General features: G+C 70.8%; 20 protein-coding genes and 1 tRNA gene. 4 read left to right on the top strand and 17 right to left on the bottom strand.

Translation table 11 applies throughout. The annotated features are described in order from the left end of the window. Positions 1-37: 37 nt before the first annotated feature. The 5 genes from ACM9LD_RS06790 to ACM9LD_RS06770 all read right to left on the bottom strand — a co-directional run bounded on the left by ACM9LD_RS06790 (position 38) and on the right by ACM9LD_RS06770 (position 3,146). The gene (locus ACM9LD_RS06790; protein ID WP_415675991.1) at positions 38-607 is read right to left on the bottom strand and encodes a TetR/AcrR family transcriptional regulator; all 570 of its coding nucleotides are present in this window, start codon (positions 605-607) and stop codon (positions 38-40) included. Between the two features lie 86 nt (positions 608-693). Continuing rightward, positions 694-769 (bottom strand) — tRNA-Thr (locus ACM9LD_RS06785). 129 nt (positions 770-898) lie between these two features. Then, the gene (locus ACM9LD_RS06780) at positions 899-1,891 is read right to left on the bottom strand and encodes an ABC transporter substrate-binding protein (RefSeq protein ID WP_415675990.1); all 993 of its coding nucleotides are present in this window, start codon (positions 1,889-1,891) and stop codon (positions 899-901) included. An 83-nt stretch (positions 1,892-1,974) separates the two neighbouring features. Further along, positions 1,975-2,226, bottom strand: coding sequence for a type II toxin-antitoxin system antitoxin (locus ACM9LD_RS06775; RefSeq protein WP_415675989.1), 252 nt, complete (start codon positions 2,224-2,226; stop codon positions 1,975-1,977). Further along, on the bottom strand, positions 2,226-3,146 hold the full coding sequence (locus ACM9LD_RS06770) for an SPFH domain-containing protein (RefSeq protein ID WP_415675988.1): 921 nt from the start codon (positions 3,144-3,146) through the stop codon (positions 2,226-2,228). Before ACM9LD_RS06770 ends, ACM9LD_RS06775 begins: the two co-directional genes overlap by 1 nt. A gap of 275 nt (positions 3,147-3,421) precedes the next feature. Here ACM9LD_RS06770 and ACM9LD_RS06765 point away from each other — a divergent pair, with 275 nt between their 5' ends. After that, on the top strand, positions 3,422-3,904 hold the full coding sequence (locus ACM9LD_RS06765) for an SgcJ/EcaC family oxidoreductase (RefSeq protein ID WP_415675987.1): 483 nt from the start codon (positions 3,422-3,424) through the stop codon (positions 3,902-3,904). Between the two features lie 157 nt (positions 3,905-4,061). Beyond that, positions 4,062-4,787: a hypothetical protein gene (locus ACM9LD_RS06760; RefSeq protein ID WP_415675986.1), complete on the top strand. Its 726-nt coding sequence runs from the start codon at positions 4,062-4,064 to the stop codon at positions 4,785-4,787. A gap of 63 nt (positions 4,788-4,850) precedes the next feature. Here the strand turns inward: ACM9LD_RS06760 and ACM9LD_RS06755 are convergent, their stop codons facing one another. The 5 genes from ACM9LD_RS06755 to ACM9LD_RS06735 are packed head-to-tail and all read right to left on the bottom strand — an operon-like array spanning position 4,851 to position 10,334. Beyond that, positions 4,851-5,477 (bottom strand): PaaI family thioesterase, encoded by a 627-nt coding sequence (locus ACM9LD_RS06755; RefSeq protein WP_415675985.1) that lies wholly within the window; start codon positions 5,475-5,477, stop codon positions 4,851-4,853. A 3-nt stretch (positions 5,478-5,480) separates the two neighbouring features. Beyond that, the gene (locus ACM9LD_RS06750) at positions 5,481-6,653 is read right to left on the bottom strand and encodes a lipid-transfer protein (RefSeq protein WP_415675984.1); all 1,173 of its coding nucleotides are present in this window, start codon (positions 6,651-6,653) and stop codon (positions 5,481-5,483) included. After that, positions 6,650-7,066, bottom strand: a complete 417-nt coding sequence (locus ACM9LD_RS06745) for a MaoC family dehydratase (protein WP_415675983.1) — start codon at positions 7,064-7,066, stop codon at positions 6,650-6,652. The genes ACM9LD_RS06750 and ACM9LD_RS06745 overlap by 4 nt, the downstream gene beginning before the upstream one ends. Next, complete coding sequence (locus tag ACM9LD_RS06740) at positions 7,063-8,058, bottom strand: bifunctional MaoC family dehydratase N-terminal/OB-fold nucleic acid binding domain-containing protein (protein ID WP_415675982.1); 996 nt, start codon at positions 8,056-8,058, stop codon at positions 7,063-7,065. The genes ACM9LD_RS06745 and ACM9LD_RS06740 overlap by 4 nt, the downstream gene beginning before the upstream one ends. Then, entirely contained in the window at positions 8,055-10,334 is a 2,280-nt protein-coding gene (locus ACM9LD_RS06735) for an acyl-CoA dehydrogenase (RefSeq protein WP_415675981.1), read from the bottom strand. The genes ACM9LD_RS06740 and ACM9LD_RS06735 overlap by 4 nt, the downstream gene beginning before the upstream one ends. A gap of 99 nt (positions 10,335-10,433) precedes the next feature. On the opposite strand from ACM9LD_RS06735, the gene ACM9LD_RS06730 reads away from it, so the two are divergent. Next, on the top strand, positions 10,434-11,300 hold the full coding sequence (locus ACM9LD_RS06730; protein ID WP_415675980.1) for a TIGR03619 family F420-dependent LLM class oxidoreductase: 867 nt from the start codon (positions 10,434-10,436) through the stop codon (positions 11,298-11,300). Between the two features lie 8 nt (positions 11,301-11,308). Beyond that, positions 11,309-11,719 carry a nuclear transport factor 2 family protein gene (locus tag ACM9LD_RS06725; protein ID WP_068741289.1) on the top strand — a complete coding sequence of 137 codons (411 nt, stop codon included), beginning with the start codon at positions 11,309-11,311 and terminating at the stop codon, positions 11,717-11,719. Between the two features lie 402 nt (positions 11,720-12,121). Here ACM9LD_RS06725 and ACM9LD_RS06720 read toward each other — a convergent pair whose 3' ends face one another. From ACM9LD_RS06720 to ACM9LD_RS06690, 7 genes are all read right to left on the bottom strand, one after another. Then, complete coding sequence (locus ACM9LD_RS06720) at positions 12,122-12,979, bottom strand: MaoC/PaaZ C-terminal domain-containing protein (RefSeq protein WP_415675979.1); 858 nt, start codon at positions 12,977-12,979, stop codon at positions 12,122-12,124. Positions 12,980-13,014: 35 nt separating this feature from the next. Next, on the bottom strand, positions 13,015-14,097 hold the full coding sequence (locus ACM9LD_RS06715; RefSeq protein WP_415675978.1) for a 2Fe-2S iron-sulfur cluster-binding protein: 1,083 nt from the start codon (positions 14,095-14,097) through the stop codon (positions 13,015-13,017). After that, a complete protein-coding gene (locus tag ACM9LD_RS06710) occupies positions 14,094-14,432 on the bottom strand; it encodes a hypothetical protein (protein WP_415675977.1) in 339 nt (112 codons plus the stop codon). Before ACM9LD_RS06710 ends, ACM9LD_RS06715 begins: the two co-directional genes overlap by 4 nt. 4 nt (positions 14,433-14,436) lie before the next feature. Continuing rightward, positions 14,437-15,612 (bottom strand): Rieske 2Fe-2S domain-containing protein, encoded by a 1,176-nt coding sequence (locus ACM9LD_RS06705; protein ID WP_415675976.1) that lies wholly within the window; start codon positions 15,610-15,612, stop codon positions 14,437-14,439. After that, positions 15,609-17,330: a 3-oxosteroid 1-dehydrogenase gene (gene kstD, locus ACM9LD_RS06700; RefSeq protein WP_415675975.1), complete on the bottom strand. Its 1,722-nt coding sequence runs from the start codon at positions 17,328-17,330 to the stop codon at positions 15,609-15,611. Before kstD ends, ACM9LD_RS06705 begins: the two co-directional genes overlap by 4 nt. A 172-nt stretch (positions 17,331-17,502) precedes the next feature. Next, entirely contained in the window at positions 17,503-17,949 is a 447-nt protein-coding gene (locus tag ACM9LD_RS06695) for a hypothetical protein (RefSeq protein WP_415675974.1), read from the bottom strand. Positions 17,950-18,186: 237 nt separating this feature from the next. After that, positions 18,187-19,629: FAD-dependent oxidoreductase (locus ACM9LD_RS06690; RefSeq protein ID WP_415675973.1), on the bottom strand; the 1,443-nt coding region annotated here is incomplete at its 5' end.

Raw genomic sequence — 19,629 nt, 5'->3', positions numbered from 1 at the left:
GTCCAGAATCGCTCGAAGGGGAACAGGTTCTTGTTCGTCAGTGCGACATCATCAGGTCGACGGCGCGTGCCAGCGCGGCCTTCGAGGCCTCGAGGTCGAGGTACCCCATGCCGGCCTGGACGAGCACGCCGGAGTACGCGAGCTCGACCGACTCCACCAGGCCCGACGGTGCGCCGCGCCCCAGGGCGTCCGTCAGCCGAGCGCGGATGAGCACGCCGACCCGCAGCCGCGCGGCCTGCGCGTCGGCCTCGTGGCCGAGGAGTGCGGTGTTCACCGCGGTCGCGAACTGCGGATCGGTGAGCACCAGTTCGACGAGGCCGGTGAGCACGTGCAGCACCCGGTCCCGCGGCGCGGCCGCCGGGTCGGGCTCGGCCAGTTCCGCCTCGACCCGTCGCGCGAAGACCTCGGCGATCAGGTGGTTCTTCGACGAGAAGTACGTGTACGCCGTCGCGGGCGAGACGCCCGCGGCCCGCGCGGCTAGGCGCACGGTGAACCCGTCGACGCCGTGCTCGGCGAGCGTCGCCGGCACCGCGGCGCACAGCTTGGACACCGTCTCGGCCTGGGCGGGGGACAGCCGCCTGCGGGGGAGGTCGGTCGGGCTGGACATGGGTCCAGACGTTAGTCCACTCGGCCGCCGACCCGGGTCGAGAGACAGGTCAGGCCGGGTGCGAGACCCGGCCTGACCTGTGATTGTGGAGCCGCCTGGGGGAATCGAACCCCCGACCTTTTCATTACGAGTGAAGCGCTCTACCGACTGAGCTAAGGCGGCGTGGCCCCACACGGGTGCAGGACCGAGGACCAAGTGTACTGACCGGCCCGGCGACCACCAAATGCACCGCTCAACTGGGGCCTTAGCGCCGGAGCGGGCCGCGTTCGCGCCCGCCCCGGCATCGTCGGACTACTTCCCCGAGATCCAGGAGGGGATCACGGGACCGGGCACGTCGAAGGCCTTCGCGATGTCCGCGAGGATGTGGTACGCACCCTGCACGCTCACGGCGCTCATCCACTCGGCGTCCTTGACCTCGACGGTCCGCGGCTCGAGCGGCGCCCACAGCGGGTTCTGCCGGTAGGTGTTGAGGGAGTCGACGCCCTTGTCTCCGTTGGTGGTCACGAAGATCTTCGTGCCGTCGGCCGACGGGATGCGCTCGGCGCTGATCTCGGTCATGAACTCGTCGATGTTCTGCGATGCGGGCCGCGCGAGGCCGGCGTCCTGCAGCACGATGCCGGAGAAGGACTTCTTCGCGTAGAGCCGGGTGGGGCCGTCGAGGAAGCGGACCACGGAGATCGTGGTGTCGGGCCCGGACTTGGCCTTCACCGCGTCACCGACGCGGCGTGCCTGCGCCTCGTACTCCGCGAGGCGCTGGTCGGCGAGCGTCTCCTTGCCGAGGGCCTTCGCCAGCAGCCGGATGTTGTTCTTCCACGTCGGGCCGGTGGTCTCGCTGAAGACCGTCGGCGCGATGCCGCTCAGCTGCGTGTACTCCTTGGCGTGCCGCACCTTGGCGCTCACGATGAGGTCGGGCTTGGTGGCGATGATCTTCTCGAGCGAGGGCGCGGCCAGCTTGCCCACGCTCTGCGCCTCGGCGCCGTAGTTCGTCGCGGACGCCCCGAGGTAGTCCGGGAGCTTGCTGCCCAGGGTGTTGTACTCGGTGAACGCGACCACCTTGGTGTCGAGCATCAGCGTCGCGTCGGTGAAGGAGGCGTCCAACGCGGCGACGCGCTGCGGCTGGCTCGGGATGGTCGTGCTGCCCATCGCGTGCTCGACGGTCCGCGGGAATCCGCCGGCGGCCGCGCTGCCGCTGGTCGCCGTGTCCGACGGTGCGCCGCTGCCGCATGCCGTGAGCGCGCCGATCGTGAGAGCGGCGAGCGCTACGCGCGCCAGGGAGAGCTTCATGGGTGGGACGTCCTTCCTCCTCGCGAGTATCGCGAGCTTCGCGAGAGGGAAGGTTACGCTGGCCTTACCGTGATCGGCAAAGGTTATGAGCGCTGGTCAGGGTTTGCAGGAGGCCGTCCGGGCCCTCGCATGGGCCGGGCTCGCGACGGCATGCGGCCGGCGTCGTCGAGCGCCCGGCGCAGCAGGAACTCGATCTGCGCGTTGACGCTGCGCAGATCGTCGGCGGCCCACTTGGCCAGCGCGCGGTACACCTCGGGGTCGATGCGGAGCGGGACCGCCTTGCGGCCCCGCTCCGATCGCTCGCCCCCGGTGCCAGGGGAATCGGTCGAGCCCACTAGCTGTACAGGCTCCCCGTGTTCACGACGGGCGTGGTGCGGCTGTCGGAGCACAGCACCACCAGCAGGTTCGAGACCATCGCCGCGCGCCGGTCGTCGTCGAGCTCGACGGTGCCGTTGTCCTCGAGCCGGGTGAGCGCGTTCTCGACGATGCCGACGGCGCCCTCGACGATCTTCTCGCGCGCCGCGAGCAGCGCGGACGCCTGCTGCCGCTGCAGCATCGCCTGTGCGATCTCGGGGGCGTAGGCCAGCGACGAGATGCGCGCCTCGAGGATCTCCAGGCCGGCCAGCTCGACGCGGGCGGCCACCTGCTCGGCCAGCTCCGCGGCCACCTGATCGGTGGACCCGCGCAGCGAAGTGGCGCCGGCGACCGCGTCGTCGGCGTCGTACGGGTGGCTCGTGGTCACGTGCCGCAGGGCCGATTCCGCCTGGGAGACGATGAACTCCTCGTAGTCCTCCACCGCGAACGTCGCGCGGGCGGTGTCGGCGACCTGCCACACGATGATCGACGCGATGTTCACCGGGTTGCCGGTGAAGTCGTTGACCTTGAGTTCGGCGGTCTCGAAGTTGTGCACGCGCACCGACACCCGCTGCCGCGTGGTCAGCGGCAGCACGAGGCCGAGGCCCTGCGTGCGCACGGTGCCCACGTACCGGCCGAAGAGCTGCACGACGAGCGTATGTCCGGGCGCGACGACCACGACCATGCTGATGAGCAGCAGCGCCGCGATGCCGAGAAGCACGCTCACGACGATGAGCGCCGGCGCGTTCGCCGAGATCGACAGCACGACGAGGCCGACGGCCCCCGCGACGAGAGCGAGGCATCCGAAGAACGCGGCCACCGCCGCGCCGGCCCCGGCGTGCCACGCCGCCCGCTCCGTGATCGCGACCTGGGTGTCCTCGGGTTGAACGATGCTAGTCATCACCCCTCCTTATTCTGATATCACTTAAGTAAGTGATATCAGTTTTTCGTTCGCGACGTCAAGGACGCGTCAGGATCGCGTCAACGACTCTTCCCGCCGGGAGGGGCCGGCAATAGCGTTCCGAGCCATGACCTTCCTGCTGATCGTGACGGGCGTGCTGCTGCTCCTGCGCCTGGTCAACGAGCTGTACTACCGCCGCGTCGATCGCCTTCCGATCGAATCGCGCTGAACCGAAGGCTTGACCTCAACCGGGGTTGATAAGCGAGCCTGGAGGCATGGCTGACGACCTCGCGCGGGATCCCTCCCGCGACCTTCCGGACATCCTCGGCGACGGCGCGCCCGGCGACGCCACGGCGATCGTGGACTTCGTCTCCGAGGTGCTCGAGGCGCAGCGCGCGGGCAGCGTCCCGCGCGTGCGCTCGCTGTTCCGCGACGACGCGGTCTGGACCACGGCCCACGGACGCCGCCTCCACGGCCGCGCCGCGATCGACGCCTTCCTGGCGCGCACGGTGAGCGGCTCGATGGCGCGCGGCGCCGCCGACTACGTCGTCGAGCGGGTCCTGTTCATCCGCCCGGACGTGGCCGCGGTCAGTGTGCGGGTCCGGCCGCTCGGTCCCGACGGTGCGCCGCACCCCGCGGTGCCGGACGCGGCGCCGCTGTACGTGTTGTCCAAGGACGACGGTGCCTGGCGCATCGCCGCCGCGCAGTCCACGGCCGTCTTCGACGATCCGGCGGCGCAGCACCGGCGCGCCGGGTAGCCTTCGCACCGCGTCCGGCGGTGACGTGACGTTCGTGCAATCGCGCGATCGGCTCCCGCCAAAAATGGAACGTGTTACAGTTCTGCCCACGAGACCGTGAGCGTCGAGTTGTCCTGCCTGGGCTTTTCCGGCGGCGCTGCGGGAGAGGGGTAGCACCATGGCGACATCACAGCCCGAGACCGACGACGTGACCGTCGACTCCGTCGACCAGCCCGGCGCCGGCGCGAACGAATCCGAGGCGTCCGAGACCACGGCGAAGATCACCACCACCAAGGCTCCCGCGCCCGCGCCGAAGGCCGCGAAGCCCCGCCCGGCGGAGAAGGCCGACGAGGCCGCGCGGGGCGGCATCGTCGTCACGCCGCTCATGCTGGCGCTGTCGGCGGTCGTCGTGCTCCTCGCGGTCGCCGCCACGGCCTTCGGCTTCCTCTGGCAGTCGGCCGCGTCCGACCGGGACGACGCCCGCAATCAGCTCGCCGCCGTCACCGCGACGCAGGAGACGGACGCGCGCGCTGAGGACATCGCGAAGAAGTATGCGATCGGCGCCGCCACCATCGATTACCAGAACCTGGCCGCGTGGCGCACCGCGCTCACGGCCGGCACCACGGACGAGCTCGCGAACCAGCTCCGCGAGGCGTCCACGCAGTTCGAGCAGGTCGTCGTGCCCCTGCAGTGGCAGTCCACCGCGACGCCGCTCGGGACCATCGTCGCGTCCACCAAGGACGGCCTCATCACGGTCAATGTCTTCGTCAACATGATCACCAAGAGCACCCAGCGCCCCGAGGGCATCCCCTCGACGGCCACCTACACGCTCACGATCGACACCAAGCAGGACTGGAAGATCAGCGACGTGCGCGGCATGGACGCCGCCCTGTCCGGCAAGTAGCGGCTCCACACGAACGGCACGGACCTCAGGGTCCGCGCCGTTCGTCGTGTCAGGGGTTGCGGGTCAGGGCTGGCCGGGCAGCAACTGCACCATGAGTCCCTCGCCGTCGGCGAGCAGGGTGCCGTCCTCCTCGGTGAGCCGGGCGGTGATGAAGGTCTTCCGCCCGTCCACCCGGTCGACCTTGCCCTCGATGACGAGCGGCACGTCCAGCGGCGTCACCTTGCGGTAGTTCACGTGCAGGTACGCGGTGCGGCTGATCGGGCGCTTCGCGGCGTAGACCACGTTGCCGAAGTTGTCGTCGAAGATGAGCGGCAGCACGCCGCCGTGCGCGACCCCGCCGCCGCCCAGGTGGTACCGGCGCAGCACGCCGCGGGCGACGACGGACTCCTCGTCGAACTTCTCCACGTGGAAGGGCGGCATCAGCAGGCTGCCGCGCCCGGGCAGCGACATGCTGCGGTTCGCGGGCCCCTTGCCCTCCCGCGCCGCGTACGGCGCCAGCAGTTCGACGAGCTCGGCGGCCCGGTCGCGCGCGGCCGCGTACACCTCGTCGGGGGCGTCGACGCACACCGCGAGGTCCTGCAGCCGCCGCATGTTCTCGACGAACTCGCCGAACGCGGGCGGGGGCGTGGCCTCCCGGAATCGCGGGATCTCGCTCCGCAGGTCCACCTTGTCCGAATCCGACTCGCTCATCCGTCAGACCTTACTCAGCACCAAACCGCTGGTCGGAACCCCGGTCCCGGCGGTGACCACGGCCCGCTCGGCGCCGGCGACCTGGTTGGCCGCCGTCCCGCGCAGTTGCCGCACGGCCTCGGCGATGCCGTTCATCCCGTGGATGTACGCCTCGCCCAGCTGCCCGCCGTGCGGATTCAGCGGCAGGGGCCCGTCGAGTTCGCAGGTCCCGGACGCCAGGAACGACGGGGCCTCGCCCCGCCCGCAGAAGCCGAGCTCCTCGAGCTGCATGAGCACGTAGGGGGTGAAGTGGTCGTAGAGCACCGCGAGATCCATGTCCGACGGTGCCATCCCCGCCTGCGCCCACAGCTGTCCGCCGACGACGCCCATTTCGGGCAGGCCGGTGAGCCCGTCGCGGTAGTAGCTGGTCATGACGTACTGATCGGGGCCGCTGCCCTGGGCCGCGGCGGCGATCACCGTGGGTGTCTGCTTCAGGTCGCGGGCGCGTTCGGCGCTTGTGATCACCAGTGCCACACCGCCGTCCGACTCCTGGCAGCAGTCCAGCAGGTGCAGCGGCTCGGCGACGAACCGCGACGCCTGGTGCTCCTCCAGCGTGATCGGCTTGCCGTAGAACCAGGCCTTCGGGTTGGTCGCGGCGCGCGCCCGGTCGAGCACGGCGACGCGGCCGAAGTCCTCGCTCGTCGCACCGAAGTCGTGCATGTAGCGGCGGGCCGCCATCGCGACGGTGGCCGCCGGGGTGGCGATCCCGGCGGGGTAGTGGAAGGCGTTGTCGATGCCGTTCGTGTTCACCTGTTGCGCGGCGGCGTTCGAGACCTGCCCGAACCGGTGTCCCGACCGCTCGTTGAAGGCGCGGTAGGCCACCACCACGTCGGCGACGCCGGTCGCGACCGCCATCGCCGCCTGCTGCACGGTCGCGGCCGCGGCGCCCCCGCCGAAGTTGATGCGGCTGAAGAACTTCAGCTCGGGGATCCGCAGCTCGCGCGCCACGGCGATCTCGGAGTTGGTGTCCATCGTGAAGGTCACCAGGCCGTCGACGTCCTGCGGCGTCAGGCCGGCGTCGTCGAGCGCCGCCCGCACGCATTCCACCGCCAGGCGCAACTCGCTGCGGCCGGAGTCCTTGGAGAACTCGGTGGCGCCGATGCCGGCGATCGCGGCCCTGCCGCTCAGCCCGCTCATGCCGGCAGCACCACGGTCGCGGTGCCCGAGATGTGGTCGCCCAGACTGTCCTTCGCGGTCACGGCGATGGTGACGGCGGCACCGTCGACCGCGGTGACCGCGCCGGAGAAGTGCAGGGTGTCGCCGGCGTAGCAGGGCGCGCCGAGCCGGATGGAGATGTTCCGCACGAAGGCCTCCGGGCCCGCCCAGTCGGTCACGTACTTCTGGACCAGGCCGTTGTCGGTGAGGATGTTGACGAAGATGTCCTTGCTACCGCGGGCGTGCGCCGCGTCGCGGTCGTGGTGCACGTCCTGGAAGTCGCGGGTCGCGATGGCCGTGGTCGCCACGAAGGTGGTGCTCGCGTGGATCGTCATGGGCGGCAGCGCGGTCCCGACGGTGACCGCGTCCGCGCGTACGGTGGTGGGGTACGTCATCGTGCCTCCCAGGCGGGCAGGGTCAGGTCGTCGTCGACGCGCAGGAACACACTGTGCACGGGCATGCCGATCTCGACGCTCGCGGGGTCCACGTCGATCAGCTCGCCGAGCACGCGCACGCCCTCGTCGAGTTCCACGAGCGCCACCACGAAGGGCAGGCGCTTGCCGGGGACCTTGGGGTGGTGGTGCACCACGAAGCTGAAGACGGTGCCGGTGCCGGGGGAGACCACGTAGTCGGGGACGAGCCCCAGGTCGCCGCCCGGGTCCATCGGGCCCGGCGGGTGGCGGAGCGTGTCGCCCCAGCGCTGGATCCGCAGCTCCCCGGCCTTGGCGCCCTCCCAGTAGAAGGCGGTGTCGCGCGAGATCACGGGCCGCAGTACGCCGCCCGCGTACGCGGAGGCGTCCACGATCCGGCCGCTCGGCCCGGCATCGGGCACGGTGGCGTCAGGCGCGTCGGCCGACGGCGGGCGGAACTTCAGCATCCGGAAGGTCATCTCGGCGACGACCTCCTCGCCCACGCGCCACAGCGTCCGGGTCGTGAAGAACCAGCCCTCGCCGAGCCCGGTCTTCTTGGGGCCCACCACGTCCTCGAGGCGAGACGAGGCCGTGATCTCCTCGCCCGGGCGCACGTGCCGGTGGTAGGTCTGATCCGAGTTGGTGGCGACGACCGAGGTGAAGCCGAGCTCGTCGAGCGCCTCGGTCATGAGGCCGAGCGGATCGTCGCCGGCGCGCGTGCCGTGCAGCCCGCGCATCGACCACACCTGCGCCATCGCGGGCGGTGCCACGGGCCCGCCGAACACCGACTGCTCCGCGAACGTGGGGTCCGAGTACAGCGGGTTGGCGTCGCCGATCGCCTCGATCCAGTTGTTGATCATCGGCTGGTTCACGGGATCCCGGCCGGCGCGCGGCGCGGAATCGCCGAGCGCGCGGATCCGCTCCGCCGCGGCGAGCACGGCCGCGGTCGTGTCCGCCGTCGTGTCGGGCGCGGTCATCGGGGCACCCGCGGCAGCTGCAGGCCCATGAGGGCGATCAGTTCACGTTGGATCTCGTTGACGCCGCCGCCGAAGGTGAGCACCAGGTGGCGCTTGGCCTGCACGTCGAGCCAGTGCAGCAGCTCCGCCGTGGCCGGCTCGGCCGGGTCGCCGTGCGTCCCGACCGTCTCCTCGAGCAGCGCGGTGAGGCCCTGGATCCGGTCGGATCCGAAGACCTTGGTGGCGGACGCGTCCGCGACGTCGACGGGGCCGCCGGCCTCCGCGGCGGCGACCTGCCAGTTGAGCAGCTCGTTGATGAGCTCCGCGGCGCGCACGCGGGCGAGCGCCTCCGCGACGTCGGGCACGCCCAACAGCTCCTGTTCGTGGGCCCAGGCGTCGACCCGGTCGTAGAGCGCGCCGATCCGGCCCGACGGGCCGAGCATGACCCGCTCGTGGTTGAGCTGGGTGGTGATGAGCTTCCAGCCCTCGTTCTCCACCCCGACGAGCATGTCCACCGGGACGCGGACGTCGTTGTAGTAGGTGGCGTTCACGTGGTGCGCGCCGTCGGCCGTGATGATCGGCGTCCAGCTGTAGCCGGGGTCCTTCGTGTCCAGGATGAGGATCGAGATGCCCTTGTGCTTGGGCGCATCGGGATCGGTGCGGACGGCCATCCACACGTAGTCGGCGTCGTGGCCGCCGGTGGTGAAGATCTTCTGCCCGTTGACCACGTAGTGGTCGCCGTCGCGGACCGCGGTGGTGCGCAGCGACGCCAGGTCGGTGCCCGCCTCCGGTTCGGTGTACCCGATCGCGAAATGCACCTCGCCCGAGAGGATCTTCGGCAGGAACTTCGCCTTCTGCTCCTCGGTGCCGAAGGCCTGCAGCGTCGGCCCGACGGTCTGCAGCGTCACCGAGGGCAGCTGCACGTCGGCGCGGGAGGCCTCGTTGACGAAGAGGTACTGCTCGATCGGCCCGAAGCCCTTGCCGCCGAACTCGGTGGGCCAGCCGACGCCCAGCCGGTCGTCGCGGCCCATGCGCAGCACCACGTCCCGGAAGACGTCGCCGTGCCGCTGCACCAGCATCGCGGTGCGCTCCTCCGGCGTCATCAGGGTCGAGAAGTAGTCACGCAGCTCGGCCTGCAGGGCGCGCTGTGCGGTGGTGAGGGCGAGGAACCGGCCCGATTCGTCCGCGCTGGTCGCGTCGTCGCGGTGCGCGGTCGCCAGCGCCCGTACGGTCTGCGGGACGCCGCCCACGAACCGGGTGAGGTCCTTGATCGCCGAGTAGAACCGATGCAGCGGGTAGGTCGCGTCCACGCCGATACCGCCGTGCAGATGGTGGCAGGTCCGCACGGCCGACGGTGCCTCCGCGGCCAGCCAGTGCGCCGCGAGCGCGGTGGCTTCCTCGGCCGGCGAGCCGGTGCCGATCCGCCAGGCGGCTGAGACCGCGGCCAGGTGCAGCGTGCGGGAGGCGATGTAGACGTCGGCGATCTGCTGCGCCACGGCCTGGAAGGCCCCTAGCGGGCGCCCGAACTGCTCGCGCTTGCGCAGGTGGTCGACGGTGAGCGCGAGGGCTCCGGCGAGCGCACCGTCGGCGACGGCGGCCGCGCCGGCCAGCCCGCACTCGCGCACGGCCTGCGCGACGGTTCCGTCGGTGGAACCGCCCAGTACGGCCTCGGTCGGCACCTCGACGCCGGCGAGGTCGACGGTGCCCTCCGGCGTCCCGGCGGACGTGGGGCTGGGGGAGACGGTGACGCCGGGCGCGGACGCGGGCACGACGAAGACTGCGGCGCCGTCGTCGGTGGCGGCGCTGACCAGGAGGTGCGCGGCGTGCTGCGCATACCCGACGGCCACCTTGCGGCCGGTCAGCGCCCAGCCGCTCGCGGTGCGCACGGCGCGCGTGGACGGTGCGGACGGCACGGCGGCCCCGGCCTCGCCCAGCGCGCCCACGATCAGCTCGTCGCCGGTCAGGGCGGCGGGCAGGAGCCGCTCGCGCTGCTCGACGGTGCCGTGGGTCGCGACGGGCAGGATGCCCAGCGCGAGGGCGGGGAGCAGCGGGGCGGCGACTGCGAGCCGGCCGGCCTCGGTGAGCACGGCTGCCACCTCCTCGGCGCCGAGCCCGGCGCCGCCGAGGCTCTCGGGGGCGGGGAGGCCGAGGAGATCGGCCCGGGCGAGGTCCGCCCATGTCGCGCGCCAGGCGTCCCCGGTCTCGGCGCCTCCGCTCTCGCGCGCGGCGGCGTGCCCCAGCACGTCGGCCGCGAGGCCGGCGACGGCCACCTGGTTCTCGTCCGGACGGAAGTCCACGCGCACTCCTGATCTCGATACCGCGTACAAACGGTGAAACGTGTTCTATTTTTAGCAAGTGGAGTGAACGCTCGCAAGCAGTTCGACGAAAGGGTGACCATGCGATTCACGTACGCCGAGGCGATGACGGATCCGTCGTACTACGTCCCGCTCGCGCAGGCGGCGGAGGAGGCCGGCTACCACAGCATGTGCGTCGCCGACAGCATCGCGTATCCCGAGGTCTCGGACTCGACGTACCCGTACACCCCCGACGGCAGCCGGGAGTTCCTCGACGGCAAGGAGTTCGTCGAGACCTTCGTGCTGGCGTCGGCCCTCGCCGCGTCCACGAAGACCCTCCGCTTCACCCCGTTCGTGTTGAAGCTGCCGATCCGCCCGCCGGTGCTGGTCGCGAAGCAGGCGGCGTCGCTGGCCTCCCTGAGCGGGAACCGCTTCTCGCTCGGGGTGGGCATCAGCCCGTGGCCCGAGGACTTCGAGATCATGGGCGTGCCCTTCGCGCGCCGCGGCAAGCGGATGGACGAGTGCATCGAGATCATCAAGGGCCTGTCGACGGGTGAGTACTTCGAGTACCACGGCGAGTTCTTCGACATCCCGTCGATCAAGATCTCCCCCGTGCCCACGGAGCCGCTACCCATCCTGGTCGGCGGCCACGCGGACGCGGCGCTGCGCCGCGCGGTGCGGCTGTGCGACGGCTGGATGCACGCCGGCGGCGACGGCGAGGAGCTCGACCGGATGCTCGCGCGGATCGACGAACTGCGCGCCGAGCACGACAAGAAGGAGTTCGAGATCCACGTGATCTCGCTGGACGCCTACACCGTGGACGGCATCAAGCGACTCGAGGACAAGGGCGTCACCGACGTGATCGTCGGCTTCCGGCTGCCCTACCAGCTCGGCCCTGACACCGAGCCGCTGCAGCCCAAGATCGACCACCTGCGCCGCTACGCCGATTCCGTCATCAGCAAGTTCTAGGAGGGCTCATGAAGGACGATCACCCCGCAGTCCTGGCCGGCCGCGCTTCGCAGGCGGCGGCGAGCGGCCGCCGCAAGGAGGAGTGGCTCGACCTGTTCGCCGCCGACGGCGTGGTCGAGGACCCCGTCGGCCCCTCCGGCTTCGACCCCGAGGGCAAGGGGCACCACGGCCGCGAGGAGATCGCGGCGTTCTACGACAAGACCATCGGCGTGGCGGAGTCGCTGGAGTTCCTCTTCGGCGACGGCTTCGCGTGCGGCAACGAGGTGGCCTTCACCGGCCTCATCCGCACGGTCATCGGCGGGCACGTCATCGACGCCGAGGGCGTGTTCACCTACAAGGTCGACGACGCGGGGAAGATCGTGGCGCTGCGCGCCTTCTGGGAGGTCGACCGCGCCATGGCCACCGCCCGCCCCGTCTGAACACCTCAGCCGTGGATTCACGGAGCCGGGTCTTGGCACGGGATGGAGCAGTCATGATGCCGTGGTGCCGCCATCATCTCGCTGGTGGTGATCGTGATGCCGCCGCCACGCATCGTCGAACTCCTGAATCCGGCCCTCCCGCTACCATTTCCATCTCGTCATAGCGTTGCAACGCTATGAACAGCACGAACCGATCGGTGGACTGCGGTCCGGCATGGCGGTGGGGGCGGGTGACCGACGGCGCCGAGCCCGTCGCGCCCCGAAGGCCGGTTACTCCGCGACGACCGTCGGGGTGTGCGAGAAGCGCATCAGGTATGCGTCGCGCGCATGGCTCCTCAACAGCGCCCCATCCAATAGGGTAGGTGCGCGTCGGGAGCGCTGTGTTGGCGCGCTACAGCCGGCTCAGCGCGCGGTGAACACCGCGTCCGCGAGTACCGGGGCGGCGCGTTCCACCGACTCCGCGGTCACCAGGTGACGGTCGCCGTCGCGCCAGATCCGCACGCGCAGCGTCTCGCCCGGCAGCATGATCCCCGCGAACTTCGCCGACCAGGAGCCCACCGCGGAGGCGTCCCCGTCCACCACCGCATCGGTCACGGCCTTGGCCACGATCCCGTAGGTGCACAGCCCGTGCAGGATCGGCGCGTCGAAGCCGGCGCCCTTCGCGAACGCGGGATCCGAGTGCAGGGGGTTCCGGTCGCCGCACAGCCGGTAGAGCAGGGCCTGCTGCGGCAGCGTCGCCACGTCCACCGTCACATCGGCGTCCCGCTCGGGCAGCTCGATCCTCTCCGACGGCCCGCGTTCCCCGCCGAAACCGCCCTCGCCGCGGGCGAAGATCGACGACCGCGCGGTCCACAGCGGCTCTCCGGCCCCGTCGACGACCTCGGTCTCCTGCCAGATGACCGCGGCTTTGCCCTTGTCGTGCACGTCGCTGATCCTGGTGCGGGCCACAGCGGTCCCGGAGGCGGGCAGCGGCCGGTGCGCGGTGACCGACTGACTGCCGTGCACCACCTTGGCGAGGTCGATCTCGACGCCGGGGAACGAGACCTTCGGCGGCTCGGTGGCGTGGAAGTTCTGCGCCACGGTGGCGAAGGTCGGCAGCACGACGGTGTCCTGCTCCGTGGCGTAGCGCAGCTCGCGGGCGGAGAGCGGGTCCGCCCCCGCGCCCAGCGCGAGCTGGTAGAGCAGCACGTCGGAGGTGCTCCAGGAGAACTCGGCGGTGCCGAGCTCGGCACCGATCGCGACCGACGGGTCGATGGGCATGGGACTCCCTCAGCAGTGGGTCCGTCGGGGACGGACTATTCGTAGGTGATGTGCACGGACGGGGTGCGGCGCATCGACTGGCAGGCCAGGATGAGCCCGTCGTCGAGGTCCTCCTGGTCGAGCACCTCGTTGTGGGCGAGCTCCACGTTCCCCTCGACGATGCGGCAGGCGCAGGCGCTGCACGCGCCCTCGCGGCACGAGTACGGCGCGTCGAGGCCCGCCTCGAGCATCACGTCCAGCAGCTTCTTCTCGGCGGGCCAGGCGAGCTCGGTGGTCGTCCCGTCGAGTTCGACGGTGACGGTGCCGCCGTCGTCCGCGGTCGCCGGTGCGTCGTCGGCGGGCAGATCCTCCGCCTCGGCGATCGCGGCCTTCTCCTCCGCCTCCTCCTGCGCGGCCTCCACCTCGAAGGGATTGCGCGGCAGGGAGCGGAACTTCTCGATGTGCACCTCGCGGCGGCCCTTGCCCAGCGAGGTCATGGCCTCGGAGACCGCGTCCATGAACGGGCCCGGACCGCAGACGAAGACCTCGCGGGAGGCGTATGGCGCGGCGAGCGTGGCGAGGTTCGCGGCGCTGGGCAGGCCCTGTACGGATTCGAGCCAGTGCACCACGACGAGCCGCTCCGGGTACGTCCGGGTCAGTTCGGCGAGCGCGGAGGCGAAGATCACCGACTGCGCATCGCGGTTCGCGTAGATCAGTGCGACGGATCCGGTCCCGGTCTCCAGCACCGACCGCAGGATCGACAGGATGGGCGTGACGCCGCTGCCGCCGGCGAAGAGCAGCATGTCCACGTCGACGGACTTCGGCGTGAAGATGCCCGCGGGCACCAGCACGTCGATCTCCATGCCGGGGGTGGCGTTGTCGCACAGCCAGTTCGATGCGTACCCGTCGGCGGTGCGCTTGACGGCGACCCGCAGCGGGCCGCCGTCGTGGGGCGCGCTGCACAGGGAGTAGCAGCGCGCCACCGAGCCGGTCTCGTCGCTCGGCACGCGCAACGTCAGGAACTGGCCCGGCTTGTAGGTGAACTCATCCGCCAGGTCGGCGGGCACCTCGAACTCGATGGAGTGCGCGTCGTGCGTCTCCGAGACCACCTTGGCGACGAGTAGTCGGTGGATGCTCACTTCTTCGTCATCTCCTCGTCGGTGTCCGGCGGATCCGTCTCCGTCGGCACGGGTACCTCGCCGAGTTTCGCGGCGCGCGTGATCGATTCCATCAGGCGCGGGCAGGTGGCCCGCAGCGCGGACCCGGCCCCGTCCGTGGCGAAGACCGCGCACTCGCGCGCGGAACCGCACCACTGGATCGACGTGTGCTCCCGGCTGTTCTTGCGGACCTGCACCGCGACGCCGCAGGTGCCGCAGTTCAGCGGGGTGAAACCGTCGGTGAGGAAGCCCTCCCGATCGGACACCGTCGACGGCAGTACGACCGGCTCGCCGAACATCGTCACCGTGGGGGACATGGGATCAGGCTCCTGCCCCGGACGCGTCCGCGGCGGCCTTCTCGGACTCCTGCCGCGCGATGTTCTGCGCGACCTCGGCCTCCCACGCCTCGACGGCGTGGGTGGTGTCGATCTCGAACTCGAAGCGCTGGGTCATGTCCTCGGAGACCTCGGCGGCGTCGACGTAGAACTGCTCGTACCACCGGCGCAGCTGGTAGACGGGGCCGTCCTCCTCGCACAGGAGCGGGTTGTCGATGCGGGTCTTGTTCTTCCAGATCTCCACGTCCTGCAGGAAGCCCAGGCCCACGTTCTTGGCGAACTTGCCGGCCAGGTAGTCGGACTTCTCGTCGTCGAAACCGGGCAGCTTCTTGACCTTCACGCCGTACATCAGCTTGAACGAGTGCTGATCGATCGGGTAGTGGCAGTTGATCAGGATGTTCTCGATCTGGAAGCCCTTGTAGTCGTTGTGCAGGTAGTTGATCATGTACGACGGTCCGAAGTAGTGCGCCTCGGACTTGAGCAGCACGTCGTCTCCGCCGGAGAGCCCGATGTCGGTGACGTCGTTGCGGCCCTTGGTGTCCAGGTACTGCGAGGCGATGTGCCCGTCGAAGACGTTCTTGAAGTACGTGGGCAGGCCGTAGTGGATGTAGAAGAAGTGCGGCATGTCGACCACGTTGTCGACGATCTCGCGGCAGTTGCTGCCCTCGATGATGATCTCGTTCCACACCCAGTTCGACCACTCGGGCCCGTCGACGTCGCCGTCGATCTTCGGGATGTCCAGTTCCGCAGGCGGCTTCGAGTTCTCCACGTCGTGCCAGATGAAGAGCTGATCGTTCTCGATCATGGTGGGCCAGGTGCGGGTCCGGGCCCGCAGCGGCACGCGCTTGGCGTAGGGGATGGCCTTGCACTTGCCGTCGCCGCCCCAGCGCCAGTCGTGGAACGGGCAGGCGATCTCGTTGCCCTTGACGGTGCCCTGCGTGAGGTCGCCGCCCATGTGCCGGCAGTAGCCGTCGAGCACGTTGACCTTGCCGTCCTCGCCGGCGAAGACGACGAGCTTGGTGCCGAAGGCCTCGACGGAGTGGGGCTTCCCGTCGGCGAAGTCCTTCAGCAGGCCGATGCAGTGCCAGCCGCGGGCGTACCGGGTGGGCGCGGTGCCGCTGTCGATGAGGCGGGCTGCCGCCTCGGTGTTGGTGCTGCTCATGCGATCTCCTCTTCCGCGCGGGCGGGGGCTGCCGCCGCGGGGGCTGATTCCTTACCGGCCATGTCCTCGACCGCGAGGTAGGCGAAGACCATGGCAGGGCCGATGGTGGCGCCGGGGCCCGCGTAGGTGTGGCCCATGACGGGCGAGCTGGTGTTGCCCGAGGCGTACAGGCCGTCGATGACGGTGCCGTCGGTGCGCTGGACCCGGCCCGCGACGTCGGTGCGCAGGCCGCCCTTCGTACCGAGATCACCGGGGACCATGCGTGCAGCGTAGAACGGACCGGTGCTCAATTCGGCGAGACTGGGGTTCGGCTTGTTCCGCGGATCGCCGTAGTAGTGGTCGTAGGCGCTCTCGCCGCGGTGGAAGTCCTCGTCGCGCCCGGCGCGGGCGAAGCCGTTGAACTTGTCGACGGTGGCGGTCAGCGCCGCCGCCGGGACGTCCATCTTCTCGGCCAGTTCGGCCAGGCTGTTCGCGCGGACCATGTTGCCGGACTCGTACCAGCGCTTGGGCAGCGGCTGGCGCGGCGGCTGGCCGGCGAACATGTACCGGTTGCGGTAGCGCTGGTCGAAGACGAGCCAGCACGGCACGTTCTCGCCGGGGCCCTCGCCCTGGCCGTACCGGCCGCCGTACATCGCGTGCACGGCCTCGACGTAGGGCGCGGACTCGTTGACGAAGCGCTCGCCCGCGGTGTTCACCATGACGCTGCCCGGCAGCGAGCGCTCGGACAGGGCGAACCAGGCCATCTTCGGTAGCTGGATGGACGGGCCCCACCAGGCGTCATCCATGAACTCGAGGGCGCCGCCCACCGCCGCTCCCGCGCGGATCGCGTCGCCGGTGTTGGCGGGGACGCCGTTGGTCCACTCGGTGCCGATGGGGGCGCGCTGGTACTGCGCGCGCATCTCCGCGCTGGACTCGAAGCCGCCGGCGGCCAGGATCACGCCGCGCCGGGCGGTGAGGTGCACCTGCGTGCCGTCGCGGTCGACGGTGACGCCGGTGACCCGGCCGTCCTCCTCGGTGAGCCCGACGAGGGACGTGTTGAGCCACAGCGGCACGTTCGCGCGCTGCAGGCCGACGCGCAGCGCGGCGATCAGCGCCTGGCCGCGGCCGAGCAGGTGCTTGCCGCGAACCCGGGCGCCGTAGTAGCGACCGGCCACCCGGAGCGCGCGCAGCGGCCCCTTGGGGTGGCGCATGATCAGGTTGAGCCACTTGAAATCGGCCTGCGTGACCACCAGGTTCATGGGGGCCTTGGTGTAATCGGGCTCGAGGTTCTTCAGCTCGTCGCCGAGCTGCTTGCCGTCGAAGGGCTTCGGCTCGCAGGAGCGGCCGTGCGCCCGGCCGCCCGGCGCCTCCGGGTAGTAGTCGGAGTAGCCCGGCACCCAGGTGAGCTCCAGCGGGCTCATGCGGTGCACCATCGAGATGACCTCGGGGCCGCGGTCGATGTAGGTGTCGATCCGCTCGGCCGGCACCACGTCGCCGATGATGGCGTGCAGGTACTTGCGCGCCTCGTCGGGGGTGTCCTTGATCCCCGCCTTCACCAGCGACTCGTTGCCGGGCACCCAGACGCCGCCGCCGGACCGGGCGGTGGACCCGCCGTAGTGCGCCGCCTTCTCCACGACCAGCACGCTGAGCCCGCTGTCCGCAGCCTTGAGCGCGGCGGTCATGCCCGCCGCGCCGCTCCCCACCACGATCACGTCGTATTCGGTGGTCTCCGCCGTCATCGACTCTCCTCGCTGATGAAACAAGTTCTCTAGCCTCACCTGCGCCGATGGGCAGCAGGTACGCGCTACAACTGCAGCATAGACTAGAACACGTTTCACTCGCCAGGGTTCAGCGGTGATCGGGCCGCGGCGCCACGCGGCGCCGCCGCCGAGGAGGTCGATCGTCAGGCGATCAGCAGGGGATGGTGATCCGCTCGTAGGTCCCGGTACTGGGACGGAAGACCCACTTGGGCTGCGGCGTGCATCGCGGCGTCGGGGCCGGCGTGGTGACGCGCGGCGCGGTCCGCACGGGCGCGGGGGTGGTGGTGACCGGCTCGGGCGGCGGTGCGACGGTCGTCGACGGAGGAGTGGGGCTCGGCGCCGACGGCGCGGTCGTGCTCGCGCGAGCAGGGCTCGACGGTGTCGTGGACGACGGGGAGACGCTCGGCACGGCCTCGGTCGACGGGAGCGAGCCCGACGGTGCCACGACGGGTCGCGGGTCGGTCGACGGGCCGCTGCACATGCTCACGCTGACCGCGATCGCCGCGACGCAGAGCGCTGTCGCGGCCGCGATCGCGAGCACCCGCCCGGTGAAGCCGCCGAGGCGTGCGGAGCCCGATGTGTTCACCCGGTGGGTCATGCCGTGTACCGGTCCCGGACGGTCGAGGGTGCGGCGGACGCTGTCGCAGTCATCGCTCCATCTTCGCAGTCCTCGGCCTTTTGCGGGAGGTCGGGATGCGAGCCGGTGTGGTTGTCGCACAAGGAATTCGATGCCGCGTCGATCCTGCGCCGAGGTGAATCCGTCGCGATGTTTGCGACTTCGACAATCCCCAGGTCGAAGGTGGCACGGAGTGAACCGTCACTGCAAATCGAACCGCTATCCGGTTGCGGCGGCGATGCCCGCGCGACGACCGAAGAAGCTCCCGTCGCCGAGGCTGGTCCCGCTGGCGTACCCGCCCGCGCACACCCCCGACGTGCACCGCCCGGCCGCGAACAGGCCGGGGATCGGCGCACCGTCGACGTGCAGCACCCGCGCCTCGACGTCCGTGCGCAACCCGCCCAGGGTGAATCCGGCGGTGAAGCCGCGCATGTCCCAGGCGGCCACGGGCCCGGCGAGCGGCCGCACCCACTGCTCCTTCTTGTGCAGGAGGGGATCGGTGCCGTTCTCCGCGTGCCGGTTGTACGTGTCGACGGTGCCTGTCAGCGCGCCGGCGGGCAGGCCCATGTCGGATTCGAGCTCCGCGACCGTCTCGGCGGCCCAGGTCGGCGGCTGCCTGAAGTAGGGCGTCGAGGTCTCGGTGGCGAGTGCCTCCTCGTGCGCGTCCATGTCCATGACCAGGTACGCCGCGTTGTCCTGCTGGATCAGTACGGCCTGGCCGATCCGGCCGCCGTAGGTGTCCTCGGCGATGAACCGCTGGCCGTGGCCGTTGACGAGGATCCCGCGGGCCATCATCTGGGGGTCGCCGAAGAAGGCGACCTCGGTCGCGTCCATGTGGGCCAGCGCGGCGCCCGCGGCCTGCGCCATCAGGATCCCGGCCCCGTCGTGCTCCTCGATCGCCGCTGCCGGGCGCCCGATCAGCCGCGGCGCGTAGGTCTCGATCATCTCCGCGTTGTAGGCGAAGCTGCCGGTGGCGAGGACGACGCCCCGTCGGGCCCGGACGTACAGGTCCGAGCCGAACCGGCGCGCGCGAAAGCCCTCGACCCGGCCCTCGGGGCCGGTCACCAGGGTCTGCGCGCGGACGTCGTACTCGGCGCGCACCCCGAGCGCTTCGGCCGTCTCGACCAGCGGCTTCATCAGCATGTATCCGGCCCCGCGCACGCCGGTCCGCTTGTCGGTCATCTGCGGGACGTGCCCGCGCGGCGCGGGCGCCGCGACGGCGTTGAAGGGCGCGGCGTTCTCGCCGCCGGAGTATCCGAGGCCCTCGTCATGCGGCACCTCCCAGCCCGGCTCGCCCCAGAACTTCTCCTTGAAGACCACGCCGCAGCCGGTCAGCCAGTCGTAGTGCTCGGTGCTGCCGTGGGCGTAGGCGTGGATCTTCGCCCCGTCGACGCCGGGCCCGAGCGCGGCGGTCAGGAAGGTCTCCATGTTCTCGGCGCTGTCTTCGAAGCCGAGTGCGCGCTGCAGCGGGGTGCCGCCGCCGAGGTAGATCCACCCGCCGGACAGGGCGGCCGCGCCGCCCCAGCCGCCGGTGCGGTCGAGGACGAGGACGTCGGCGCCGGCGCGGGCCGCCTCGATCGCCGCGCAGACGCCCGCGATGCCGTACCCGGCGATCACCACGTCGGCCTCCAGATCCCAGGTCGGAACGTCGGCGGCGGGGAC

Origin of the sequence: Tsukamurella hominis (genome assembly GCF_965137015.1) — a bacterium.
GTDB lineage: Bacteria > Actinomycetota > Actinomycetes > Mycobacteriales > Mycobacteriaceae > Tsukamurella > Tsukamurella hominis.
This window is presented reverse-complemented; position numbering and strand designations above follow the sequence as displayed.